The sequence below is a fragment of the Pararobbsia alpina genome (assembly GCF_902859895.1).
Taxonomy (GTDB): domain Bacteria; phylum Pseudomonadota; class Gammaproteobacteria; order Burkholderiales; family Burkholderiaceae; genus Pararobbsia; species Pararobbsia alpina.
Genome location: NZ_CADIKM010000079.1, coordinates 1 through 10,892, shown reverse-complemented (window position 1 = coordinate 10,892; position 10,892 = coordinate 1). Strand labels below are relative to the sequence as shown.

13 protein-coding genes and 2 pseudogenes are annotated in these 10,892 nt (G+C 59.7%); 5 read left to right on the top strand and 10 right to left on the bottom strand.

What is annotated here, in order from left to right; translation table 11 throughout:
* Together HV670_RS28285 and HV670_RS28280 are read right to left on the bottom strand one after the other, a co-directional pair.
* The coding region (locus HV670_RS28285) for a hypothetical protein (RefSeq protein WP_175108268.1) at positions 1–1,541 on the bottom strand (1,541 nt) is incomplete at its 3' end.
* 325 nt (positions 1,542–1,866) lie between these two features.
* Complete coding sequence (locus HV670_RS28280; protein ID WP_246258055.1) at positions 1,867–2,538, bottom strand: DUF1571 domain-containing protein; 672 nt, start codon at positions 2,536–2,538, stop codon at positions 1,867–1,869.
* Positions 2,539–2,805: 267 nt separating this feature from the next.
* On the opposite strand from HV670_RS28280, the gene HV670_RS28275 reads away from it, so the two are divergent.
* Positions 2,806–3,297: an SRPBCC family protein gene (locus HV670_RS28275; RefSeq protein WP_175108267.1), complete on the top strand. Its 492-nt coding sequence runs from the start codon at positions 2,806–2,808 to the stop codon at positions 3,295–3,297.
* Positions 3,298–3,421: 124 nt separating this feature from the next.
* Here HV670_RS28275 and shiA read toward each other — a convergent pair whose 3' ends face one another.
* The 3 genes and pseudogenes from shiA to HV670_RS28260 all read right to left on the bottom strand — a co-directional run bounded on the left by shiA (position 3,422) and on the right by HV670_RS28260 (position 6,255).
* Positions 3,422–4,693, bottom strand: coding sequence for a shikimate transporter (shiA, locus tag HV670_RS28270; RefSeq protein WP_175108270.1), 1,272 nt, complete (start codon positions 4,691–4,693; stop codon positions 3,422–3,424).
* A gap of 436 nt (positions 4,694–5,129) precedes the next feature.
* A pseudogene (locus HV670_RS28265) lies at positions 5,130–5,996 on the bottom strand (NmrA family NAD(P)-binding protein).
* Positions 5,997–6,045: 49 nt separating this feature from the next.
* The gene (locus tag HV670_RS28260; protein WP_175108266.1) at positions 6,046–6,255 is read right to left on the bottom strand and encodes a twin-arginine translocation signal domain-containing protein; all 210 of its coding nucleotides are present in this window, start codon (positions 6,253–6,255) and stop codon (positions 6,046–6,048) included.
* Positions 6,256–6,404: 149 nt separating this feature from the next.
* On the opposite strand from HV670_RS28260, the gene HV670_RS28255 reads away from it, so the two are divergent.
* The 3 genes from HV670_RS28255 to HV670_RS28245 all read left to right on the top strand — a co-directional run bounded on the left by HV670_RS28255 (position 6,405) and on the right by HV670_RS28245 (position 8,261).
* Positions 6,405–7,319: a LysR family transcriptional regulator gene (locus tag HV670_RS28255; protein WP_175108265.1), complete on the top strand. Its 915-nt coding sequence runs from the start codon at positions 6,405–6,407 to the stop codon at positions 7,317–7,319.
* 142 nt (positions 7,320–7,461) lie between these two features.
* Positions 7,462–7,725, top strand: coding sequence for a PepSY domain-containing protein (locus HV670_RS28250; RefSeq protein WP_175108264.1), 264 nt, complete (start codon positions 7,462–7,464; stop codon positions 7,723–7,725).
* Positions 7,726–7,742: 17 nt separating this feature from the next.
* A complete protein-coding gene (locus tag HV670_RS28245; protein ID WP_175108263.1) occupies positions 7,743–8,261 on the top strand; it encodes a cytochrome b/b6 domain-containing protein in 519 nt (172 codons plus the stop codon).
* 3 nt (positions 8,262–8,264) lie between these two features.
* On the opposite strand, the gene HV670_RS28240 is transcribed toward HV670_RS28245, so the two are convergent.
* The 4 genes and pseudogenes from HV670_RS28240 to HV670_RS31560 form a co-directional block, all read right to left on the bottom strand.
* Positions 8,265–8,429 carry an FmdB family zinc ribbon protein gene (locus tag HV670_RS28240; protein ID WP_175108262.1) on the bottom strand — a complete coding sequence of 55 codons (165 nt, stop codon included), beginning with the start codon at positions 8,427–8,429 and terminating at the stop codon, positions 8,265–8,267.
* Between the two features lie 260 nt (positions 8,430–8,689).
* Positions 8,690–9,214, bottom strand: coding sequence for a BBE domain-containing protein (locus tag HV670_RS28235; protein WP_246258054.1), 525 nt, complete (start codon positions 9,212–9,214; stop codon positions 8,690–8,692).
* Between the two features lie 295 nt (positions 9,215–9,509).
* Positions 9,510–9,872: a hypothetical protein gene (locus HV670_RS28230; protein WP_175108261.1), complete on the bottom strand. Its 363-nt coding sequence runs from the start codon at positions 9,870–9,872 to the stop codon at positions 9,510–9,512.
* 117 nt (positions 9,873–9,989) lie between these two features.
* Positions 9,990–10,091, bottom strand: a pseudogene (locus HV670_RS31560) (LysR family transcriptional regulator); the annotation flags it as partial.
* Between the two features lie 24 nt (positions 10,092–10,115).
* Here HV670_RS31560 and HV670_RS32485 point away from each other — a divergent pair.
* Entirely contained in the window at positions 10,116–10,490 is a 375-nt protein-coding gene (locus HV670_RS32485) for a helix-turn-helix domain-containing protein (protein WP_425511481.1), read from the top strand.
* A 32-nt stretch (positions 10,491–10,522) separates the two neighbouring features.
* Here the strand turns inward: HV670_RS32485 and HV670_RS28220 are convergent.
* The coding region (locus tag HV670_RS28220; protein WP_343054510.1) for a S16 family serine protease at positions 10,523–10,892 on the bottom strand (370 nt) is incomplete at its 5' end.

The window sequence follows — 10,892 nt, the reverse complement described above, 5'->3', positions numbered from 1 at the left end:
GACCAGCTGCCGCTCTTTTCCACCAGGGTCAACGGGCAAAGACGGTTGGTCAACAATGCAGGCGGCAGCGATCCGGACTCACGGACAAAGAAGTAGCGGTAGTCCGCTCCGTGATCGTTTTCCCAATTGAATGCGCCCGGCATCCAGGAGAGCCGATCGGGCGCCTCCCGCAAGGTATGCCGCTCTCGGTACCGCACGACCTGCTCCAGGAATTCCGCGAAATTGAAATCGACGAGCCCCTGCTTGTCGGCCTGGTACCACGCCGCGTAGTGCATGTACGCGACCGGATTGTCCGCGGCTGGACTACGCGGATCCATCGGGAGCATGAGTGCCCGCTGGGCGGGTTTCGCGGCGGCGAGCACCCGTTCGAAGTTCGCGCTCTCCGTCGCAAATGCCAGCGACCGCTTTGTCTGCAGACTGAAAAATGCGATGCAAATAAGGGCGAGCGCCACCTGACAGGCGAGATCACGGTGCCGCCTTGCGTCGCGGTCTCTGCCGGAATCTTCGCGCCGAACGAACAGGAATGCATAGAACGGCAGCACGTATACCGCAAAGCGCTCGTAGATGAAGCTGGTGTTCATGGCCACTGTAGGGACGAGAAACCAGTATGCGAGCAGCACCGCCAGAGGAACGAACGCAGCAGGCTCCCTGCGATTCAGACGCAGGCCGAGCATGTGCGCCGTTGCCAGCGTAAGCAGAGTGGCGAGGACCGTCGGCCATTTGTGCGAGAACGCCGCACCCCATGTCGCCATGAAAAGCATGGCGCCACGGTGAATGAACAGTCTCGGCTCGTGTCCCAGTATGCCGATCTGATAGGCCGATTGAGCGCTCTGATTCAAGACGACGTAGGCCACGCACAGGAGAACGAAACCTGCGTACGGTATCAGCGCCACTGCGATTTCCGACAGTCGCCGACCCCGGCTGCGCACGAGGACAAACGCTGCCCCGATCGCGTTGGCGACCAGAAAAATCAGGCCATGCGCAAAGAACAGGATCACGCCAGCGAGAAGCAGCCAGCCACCCGTCGAACGGCTTGGACGGTCAGCGTGCCGCAGAGCAAGCAGCAGGTAGAGCAAGCCGAGCGGCACCGCCATCATGAATGGGTAGAAACCCCATTGATATGAAAGACCGAAGAAGGGCGGCAAAAACAGCCAGTCGAGCCGCGCATCGCCACCGAAGCGCCGACGCAGCAGCACGCAGGCAAAGACGAATGTGTAGTAGCTCAGCATCAGAGCCAGCTTGATGGCCGCGGCGACAGGCATCACAAACGATAACGCCAGCGCCACACCATAACCGATCAAGTAGGGCGTAAACAGATTGACGGCCAATATCCGCTGCCAGGGCGACTTGCCGAGCAGCATGTCATGCAATGTGGCGATCTGCGCTGCATGCTGCGGGATATCGACCATCGGCGGCCGAGGCGCGATCCAGAACAGGATGCCGCCATAGAGGACAATTGCAATGAACACTGCCCGCAGCGTCAGCACGCGGCGTGTGATAGTGATCAGGGTGAATTGACGATCAAACGAAGTTGTATCCATCGATCCTCTCTCAAACCCATGGAATTCCGGCCGGTTAGCCGGGCGGACTGGCTAATGCGTCGTTTCCACGATGAACGGTGGCCGCTGTTTGGCACGACAAAGCGGGGCCGTCGTGACTTCGTCCCTGCGGGACGTGCACTCGAGGCCCTGGTCGCGTCAATGCTAAGCAAGCTGGCCCGGACACATCGTTCGATTCCGAACACTTGTGGCCATTAGTTACGTCCCGACCTCTTTTAAAGTCGGTGTCGCGCGCAGCACGAGAGTACGTCGGTGATACCGAGCTTCGATAAGCACCCCAGGTAATTCATGATCCTCATTGGCGCGACTAGCCAAACGACCTGAGCTGCGGCCCCGGCACATCGATGCGCAGATCTTCCATTAGCACCGTTTCGATCGGCTCGCGCGACGGGCCATCGCTCGCCACCTTGACGGGCAGCCCATGGTTCACATCAAACCACAGCTCATAGCGAGACACGCCGGCCACCACGTGTCCCGGTCTGCCGGTCACGATCACATGCGACGCTCGGCGCATGCCGAAAGCCTCAGCGCCGACGACCTGCGTGTCGCCATGGTGTTGAAGCGCACTGACATTGACGAGCAGTGCGCCGAGGTCCGACTGGTCGACGCGGTGACCCTTCGGGCTCTTGATCATGCGACTTTCGGGACTCAGCGTGAGCCTCGGAAAGGTGTCGAAGCCAAACGGCCATAGCGTGACCTTGCCCGTTTCGGGGCTGTAGATGAGTGTCGCGCCGGCATGCGGACGGATGAAGTCCATCCGAACGAAGCCGGGCTTGCGGTAGCAATAGAGCACCTCGACCGGTGCGGCTCCGGCCGATGTCGATTTCAGCGTGACCTGATAGTTCGCGAGCGCATCGAAGTGTGCCTGCGCATCGGCAACGAAATCCCGGTCCGCAAACGGCGCGTCCGTCATCGCGCGGGCCGGCGGAGCGGCGGGCTCAACGTGCGGCCAATACCACTTGACCGTGATGTCTTCCACCACGCACTTCTGGGTCGGAGATGTCCACCTTGGGCGCAGGCCGCTTGCGGCTCGCGCCGACTACCTCGTGGTCGCGGGACAAAAGCCCTGCGGTTTCCTTGCCCAGAAGCCATGTGGCCCCGATTATGCGCATCGCCGCCTCCTATACTCGAACATACCCGGACATGGATGATGGTTGATTTTGGCCCGCTTGTTCGCAGCACGCAATGCTGGCGCGAATCTACCCGAACGCGCCGGGCCGCATCGCAAACAAGGAGGAAGAGAACGATGGCGGAATTCCGTTTAACCACTTTGTGGCGCATCGAGGCGCCGGTGCAGGCGGTGTGGGACGCGATCCACGATTCGATTCATTGGCCGCGGTGGTGGAAGAATGTCGAAGCGGTGCGCCAGTTGCAGGCGGGCGCGGCCGACGGTTTGGGCGCCGTGCATCGCTACACCTGGAAGGGTGTGCTGCCCTACCGCGTGATCATCGACGTGCGCGTCACGCGTGTCGCGCCGCTCGTTGCGCTGGAGGGAGAGGCCAGCGGCGCGCTGGAAGGTGTGGGACGTTGGCATTTTGAAGCCGACGGCAGCCACACCGTGGTGCGCTACGACTGGCACGTCAGGACTGCCAGTGCCTGGATGAACGCGGTCGCGCTTGCTCCGCTCGCGCGGCTAGCGTTCCGCTGGAATCACGATTCGATCATGCTCGAGGGTGGCCCGGCCCTAGCGCGCCTGCTTAACGCACGTCTTGTCGGCATCGAACAGCGGGCCTGTTGAACGTTGTCGCCCCCTGGCTCGGCCCGCGTGGAAGCGGACCATCGAGGCGTATTGTGGGCGGGTCGAGGCGGGATAGATCGTCACAGCGGCACCGCGCCCGCTTTGTCTCACGCTTGCGTTGAAATTAGTTCTTCTTCATTCCCCATGCCACTGCCAATGAGATCAAACACCCTATCGTCATGTATGCGGCGACCGGATGCCAGGAGCCACTAGCCCCGCGTACCAGTGCAGACGCGATAAAAGGCGTGAATCCGCCGCCCACAACACTGGCTACCTGATATCCGACCCCTGCCCCGCTATATCGATACTCCGTTCCAAATTGGGATGAGAATAGAGGCTGCTGGACGGACACAATCATGTCGTGCGCGATGTTGGCTAGCATCACTGCGAAGAAGACTATCCAGTATGTGGAGCGTGCTTCCATTGCCAGAAAGAACGGGACGGAGCATGCGGCGCCCACGATAGCCCCCCCGATATAGACCCGGCGAAGCCCGAACCGGTCCGCCGTCCACGCGAAGAGAGGAATCGTCACGCAACTCACAGCACCTACGACCAAACCAATGTTCAGGAAGAACTCGCGGCGCATGCCGAGATTCTGTGTCGAATAGCTCAAGGCGAACGCCGTTACGATGTACATCGTGAATAGCTCGGCGAGCCGCAAGGCGATGATGAACAAGAAGGCCCGTGGATGAGCACGAAGGGCCTCGATCACCGGCAAGCGCGCTTTCCGGTTTTCGTCCTTGGCGATCGCTTGGAATTCCTTGGATTCCTCCGTGCTGGACCGAACCCACATTCCGATCAGGACGAGAACCACACTGAAAATAAACGGAATACGCCAGCCCCAAGCCTTGAATGCAGCGTTGTCGAGTGTCTGGCTGAGTATCGACACGAATCCGGTCGTTAAGATCAGCGCCACACCATAGCCGACCTGTACGCCACTGCTGTAGAACGCCTTGCGTTTTACCGGGGCGCTTTCCACCGCCATGAGAGCAGCACCCCCCCATTCACCTCCTACTGCAAATCCTTGAATGGCTCGCAACATGACGAGCAGAGACGGAGCCCACCACCCAATGGACGCGAACGAGGGCAAAAGCCCGATCGCAGCAGTCGACAAACCCATCATCATCACCGTTATCACGAGCATCTTTTTTCGGCCGAGTCGATCTCCATAGTGGCCAAAGACAATGCCACCGAGCGGACGAAACAGAAAGCCAACGCCGAACGTCGCGAATGCGACGATCGTGCCCATCGCGGGACTGACGCTCGGGAAAAACTCAGAATTGAAAATCAATGCTGCAACGATGCCGTACAGCAAGAAATCGTACCAATCGACTACGGCTCCGACAAATCCACCTATCGCGGCTTTGCGCGCACGCTTGACATCTACCTGCTCCATTGTTACCAAAGTTTGCAGCGTGACACTCACAGTGTTCTCCCTACTTTCTTTTTGATCACAGGTTCGGTTACCGGCGGACCGGTTGGTTTGGCTTGATGTGGCAAAGCCAACCTTCTCTTTGGTCACACTATCGTTCTCTGCGGACGTCATAAGCTCATGAAGAAACCACACTCCGCGACCGGTGCGATGGTAAAAGCATGCCGCACACCTCGCAACTACCCATGAAGGGCTGCCGCCGAGCAATGGCTGCTCTGAGGCATTCGGTGGGCGGCATGTCAACCGATGGATGCCAGGTTTGGCCGATGAAGCGAGCCTAACCCCCGCGAAATGAATGACCGCTTCCTGCGCGCTACCGATTCTGTTAGTCCCTTGATGAACGATGAGCGGAAAGCACCGGCGACGCGACATCCTGCACGCGTCACCAGGTGCGCCCGCGCTAGCCCGCCTGCGAGACGAGGCCTCGCAGAACGGTCTCCAGTTTCACTTCGCCCTTGACGATGTCCGCTTCCTCGCCTTCGAAGGCGATCCACCCTTCATTGAACCCGTCGAGCATGCGCATACGCGGCAACGGTTCCTTCGTACCTTGGGACCGGAACAGCGCGCCCCATGTTTCGCGCGCCACCACCTCCGCACGGACCGGACGACCGAGCACTTGGGCAAAGGCCTCGGCCAAATCGTTCGGGCTCACACGTTGCGGACCCTCCAGCTCGACAACACGCACGCCGCTCCAGGTCTGCTGAAAAAGTTGTGCGGCAACGCGACCAACGTCCGCCGTCGCAACCATCGGCACGGCCTTGTTGAGCGGCTGCAGAAAGCTGAAGATCGTCCCTTCGTCCCGGGCCGGCGCAACGTCCCATGCGGCGTTTTCCATGAACTAGGCGGGACGCAGGAATGTCACAGGCATCGGTAAATCGCGAAGCGCCTGCTCCATCAGCGTCCGTTGCGTGAGCAGATTGGTTTCGGTTGCCTGTGCGCCGATCGTCGACAGGCCGACAACCTTGCCAGGTGCCGCCGACTGAAGCGCCCCGCGCACGGCGTCAATGACAGCACGTGCCTCGGGAAAGCCCGGCGACGGATCGAACTCGGACGGCGGCAGAATGAAAACGCCTTGCGTGCCCTCGAAAGCGGCGGTTAGGGACGCCGAGTCATCCATGTCGGCCGTCACCACTTCACACCCGCGCTCAGCCCACGAACGTGCCCGAGCGGCATCGCGTACAACCGCGCGTACCGGCTGACCCGCTGCGAGCAACGTGCGCGCCACCGCACCACCGACCTTTCCTGTTATCCCTGTGATTGCATACATTGCAGTTTCTCCTAGCGTAAATAGATGTGTCTTGATCACTGATCAGCGCTCAAGCGTGCTGCAGGCCGTGATACAGCCCCTGCTCGAACTGTCCGATGTGCTCCCGGAAGTAGACCTCCAGTGACTGATCGGTCACTGCCTCAACAAGCTTGCCCACCCAGTCCATTCCGATGCCGTACTGCGATCCGCCCACGGCGGCGACGCCCAGGAGGCCGGATCCTCGCTTCAACAGGTCGCGTCGGGTGAGTTGAACGGTCATCTCCTACTCCTTGAAAACTGGAATGAACAATGAAACGGACCGTTGGAATGCATTGTGGGTACACGCGATAAGAAACAAAATGACACGAATGACACTTATAAAATGACTCATAGTTACCGATGAGTCATCGTGACCAGGAGGCAACGTCTATGAGATCGTCCACCGAGAATCTCTCCAGCGGTATCAGCGTATTTGCTGCCGCCGTCGATGCGGGGACGTTTTCAGCCGCCTCCGAAGTCATGGGTATGTCGCCCCCCGGGGTTAGCCGAGCCATCGCTCGACTCGAAAAGCGGCTCAAAACACGGCTCTTCAATCGGACGACCCGCGCCGTTTCCCTTACTGAAGAGGGCCGACGGTTCTACGAGCAGGTCATGCCGCACCTAAGGGGAATGGAGGAAGCGGCCGCGGCCGCGGCAGGAGGCGCCGCGACAGTGCGCGGAAAGCTGCGAATCAATCTCGATCCGGTTTTTTCGCGAATCATTCTGGGCCCGAAGCTCGACGAATTCATGGATGTGCATCCTGAACTTGAACTCGAGTTCATTGCGAGAGATCAGCTCGGCGAGCTCATCATGGACGGCTTCGACCTGGCCTTGCGATTTGGCGAACCTCGCTCATCCAGTCTGATTGCGCGAAAGCTCCTCGACACCGCGATTGTCACTGTCGCATCGCCCTTGTACCTCGCTCGCCGGGGGCGGCCAGCGGAACCTCAAGAGCTGGGTCGCGGGGTGCACAGGTGTCTCGAATTCCGGAACCCCGAAACCGGAAAGCCGTATCCGTGGGAGTTCCACCGCAAGCGCAAAAAGCTTGTTGTCGAAACGAATGGACGGCTTACGGTGAATGATCCGAGCGCACTGCTCAACGCATGTCTGGCCGGCTCCGGCGTCGCGCAGATGCTTATGCTCGGAGCTGAGCACCTGATCCGGGAGGGACGGCTCGTCAACCTGTTCCCGGACTGGCCGGATGAGCGCTTCCCGCTCTATGCCTACCATCCATCCCGGCACCACATGCCGGCCAAGACACGGGTATTTCTTGACTTTATCGTCGCTTTGACGAGGACGAGTTAGCAAGTCGAAATGCAGCGGCGATTGCGTGCTCTTCGTTGATCCACGCTAGTCGCCCCCCCCTTTTAAAGCCTACACTAAGCTTTCGATCCAATCTGGCTGGACGTAGAGTGGGCGCTCGACCAACCAGCACATGAGGTGACGGATGTTTAAGTTCCTGGCGTTGTGTGTCGCATTGGGTGTTTCCGGCACGGCGTTCGCCAAGGCCGATTGCACGGCCCATCCGAAGAGCGAGTGGATGAAGGAATCGGATGCGCGCGCTCAGCTCGAAGCTGAGGGCTATAAGATCAAGAAGTTCAAGGTCGACGGCAACTGCCACGAAATCTACGGCCACAACAAAGAGGGCAAAAAGGTCGAGATCTACTACGACACCAAGACGCTTGCCGTCGTGAAGTCTGAAATTGACTAACGCCTGGCGCGCGCGCGATGCCCGTCAAAACCTGGGATATGGGCGTGCGGTTCACGCACTGGACCGTCGCCGGCATCGTCGTGTGGAATCTGTTCGGGCCGACTGATCAGAGTCATCGGGTACTTGGATATATCGCTGCGGGCCTCGTTGCGTGTCGCATCGTTTGGGGGTTTGTCGGCACGCCGTACGCGCGATTCTCCGCCTGGTGGCCGACACCGGCGCGTTTGAAAGACTACGCGCGCTCGCTGGCCGCCGGCAAGCCACTGCATCATCTGTCGCACAATCCGCTCGGCGGCCTGATGGCAATCGCACTCTGGCTGCTGATTCTCGCACTGGCAGCGAGCGGCTGGCTGATGCGCAGCGACGCCTTCTGGGGCGAAGACTGGCTGGACAACCTTCACACCTATTTGTCAATCGCACTGCAAGCCTGCATGTGCGTCCATATTCTCGCGGCCATCATCATGAGCATCTGGACACGTGACAATCTGATCGGTTCGATGCTGACCGGCTTCAAACGCGATCCCGACAACAGGTAGATTTCAGCTCTTTCTGGACGTTTTCGCCACAAATGGAGTGGGTACGTGCCGAACCATCTCGCTTCCGCACTTCGGACAATTCGGATGAGCGGTTTCATGTTCAGCTAGATGTTCGGCATGCTCGAACATCTCACCGCACTTTTCGCAACGATACTGGTAAGTCGGCATGGCATTCCTCCCAAGCGAATCCCGCAGTCGTGCTGGCTAGATACTGCCAGCGATGCCCGGCAGTGCACTAGCCTATTCTAGTGCAGGAAACGCCCGGGTACGCATCTCGCCTAACGCGCTCATCGTACACTCCGCCGGCAACGCCAGCCCCCCGGCTACGGCCAAATGATTGCACCCCCAAGGTGCTGGGAAGCCTCGATACCCGATTTCGAAATGCGATTTCCGCTGAACCACGTGTACGGGTTCGACGATCGAGTCGTTCATACGAATCTCGTGAAACCGTCGGCGCTCCAGCGTTCGCTCCCTACTCCGTGATGAACGAAGAACAAACCATCGGGATCATAATGATCCTTAACGGCGAGCAGCCTGCTGTAGTTCGAGCCCCAGAAGGACCGCTGCCACTGCGCGTTGAAAAAATTGCTTTCGGCCACGTAGGAGCCGGCTTCCGGAACCAGCTTGCGCACTTCGTCCATTGCCTGTCCGATGGACCGCGCGTGCCTGCGCGCCAACTCGGTGTCGGGCTCATGGCCCTGAATCCCCGGATAGGCTGGCGGACCCTCCGCCCCGGCGATAAGCAAGGCGAAGGCGTCTAGCGCGGCCGGGTTCGTGGCGGTGTCCCTCGCCGCAGCGACCGCCTCGGCCGGCGCGCCCGCCAAGCCCTTGTTGACGTGCAGCGACACGCTCCATTGGCGCGTCGCGGCAAACAGTGTGTCGGCCAGCGATTGACGCTTGTCATCTTGCAGCAGGGCCGCAGGAAGCCACGCGGACTCGTAGCCGTGCAACACTTGCCCCGCCTCTCCCCGATTTCCCGGCCAGAAGATATTGTCCTTGGGTGCGCCCGGCCAATCGTCGGTGCTGATGAAGCCGAAGAGTTTCTTGAACAGGGTTGGCGCCCAGAAGCTACGGGCCGAGACGGCGACGATCTTCAGTGGCGAGAACTCGACCTTGAAATCGTCCGGGGTGAAATCTCAATGTGGTCACAAGCCGAATGACTGAGAAACCAGCGGAACGCTTCGAATAATGGAGCGACCGGAAGACGTGCCTCACGCTTCGAAGTCCCCCAGCCGTGCTTGGTTCAAATCATTGGCCGCTCTCTCGAAACACCAACAGACCCAGCCCGCACCGAGCGGGCGGGTATGCAGCATGTTTCAGCAGCTCACGATCCGGAACGACGTCGAGCGACTCGCCCGCGAAGTCTTCCAGGACCAGCGCGAAAGCACCGCGCTCATCGACCAGTGCGAGTGGTTTGGTAATGCCTGCGCAATCTAACGATTGCAGCAGCAGGTATTCGCGTTTCAGACGAGCGGATTGGGCTGCGTCGGCGTTTTCCGCAGGAAACTTCAACAGCACCGACATCCCGTCCGTCAGGCGGCGGCCACGGTAGAGGTCCGAGCCCGCTGTCGAGCAGATCCGCTCAAAGGTCTGACAGTTCCCGATGAACATGCCCCCCTCCTTGATCCGCTGCGACCGGGCCTGACTCCGACGCGCGCAGGATTTTCGCTATTGGATGCGGCGGAGGGCCTGACGAGCGTTGGTCAAGCCACCGCTTTGTGGTCCAAAACGACTGAGATTTAGCCGTTTGCCTGCGAGAAGCAGATTGTGGTCTTCAAATATCGCATCGAATACGCGCAAAAGGTTGAGGTCAATCCTCGCGAGATTCATCCTTTCTGTTCGGATCGCGTTGCGTTGCGTTTATTCTACCCTTGCTCAACGCCGTTTCTATCGACAGACAATGCGGGAAGCTTCACTGAAGTCGATTCAGCATTCGCCCGATTCAGATCTGTTTGCGAAATTGGATCACGGATACCTGGACAAGGTCCATATGGCGTCTCGCCTCTTGCCTACTTGAGAATGCGACGGTTAAATTCCGCGCGCCGCGCCCTGAATGCGGCGCACGGTACAGACACCACCGTGGCACACATCGCTATGCGCTGGGGGTTCTTTCATTTCGCTAGATTTTCGCAAGACTACTTCCACCAATTTGGCGAATTTCCATCCACGACACTCGGAAGGTCAAGCAGGACGAAGCCTGAGCCTGGCCGATATCGTCAGCAGCGTTGAGGCACGAACCGCCGACGCATTTGCGCGCCAAATCAGTGCTTGACGACTTCTGTCGCCGCCGCGAGCATGGCGTGCTCGGCAACGGGCGCCGCCTTCGGACCGTCCTCCCGCAGTGGCTCCGGCATGCGCTCGAGCACACACTCGAGGACCTTGTCGATCCAGCGGACCGGCATGATTTCCATCGCATTCTTCACGTTGTCGGGCATCTCGGCGAGATCCTTCACATTCTCTTCCGGAATCAGCACCAACTTGATCCCACCACGATGAGCGGCCAGCAGCTTTTCCTTGAGACCGCCGATCGGCAGCACTTCGCCGCGCAGCGTGATCTCGCCGGTCATCGCCACGTCCGCACGCACCGGAATATTGGTCAATGCGGAAACCAGCGCCGTCGTCATCGCGATG

Excerpts from the sequence above, each read along its gene's own strand:
- HV670_RS28275 (WP_175108267.1), top strand. The coding sequence starts at position 2,806 with ATGGCGGAATTCCGTTTAACCACTTTGTGGCGCATCGAGGCGCCGGTG.
- shiA (WP_175108270.1), bottom strand. The coding sequence starts at position 4,693 with ATGGAGCAGGTAGATGTCAAGCGTGCGCGCAAAGCCGCGATAGGTGGA.
- HV670_RS28260 (WP_175108266.1), bottom strand. The coding sequence starts at position 6,255 with ATGACCGTTCAACTCACCCGACGCGACCTGTTGAAGCGAGGATCCGGC.
- HV670_RS28255 (WP_175108265.1), top strand. The coding sequence starts at position 6,405 with ATGAGATCGTCCACCGAGAATCTCTCCAGCGGTATCAGCGTATTTGCT.
- HV670_RS28250 (WP_175108264.1), top strand. The coding sequence starts at position 7,462 with ATGTTTAAGTTCCTGGCGTTGTGTGTCGCATTGGGTGTTTCCGGCACG.
- HV670_RS28245 (WP_175108263.1), top strand. The coding sequence starts at position 7,743 with ATGCCCGTCAAAACCTGGGATATGGGCGTGCGGTTCACGCACTGGACC.
- HV670_RS28240 (WP_175108262.1), bottom strand. The coding sequence starts at position 8,429 with ATGCCGACTTACCAGTATCGTTGCGAAAAGTGCGGTGAGATGTTCGAG.
- HV670_RS28230 (WP_175108261.1), bottom strand. The coding sequence starts at position 9,872 with ATGTTCATCGGGAACTGTCAGACCTTTGAGCGGATCTGCTCGACAGCG.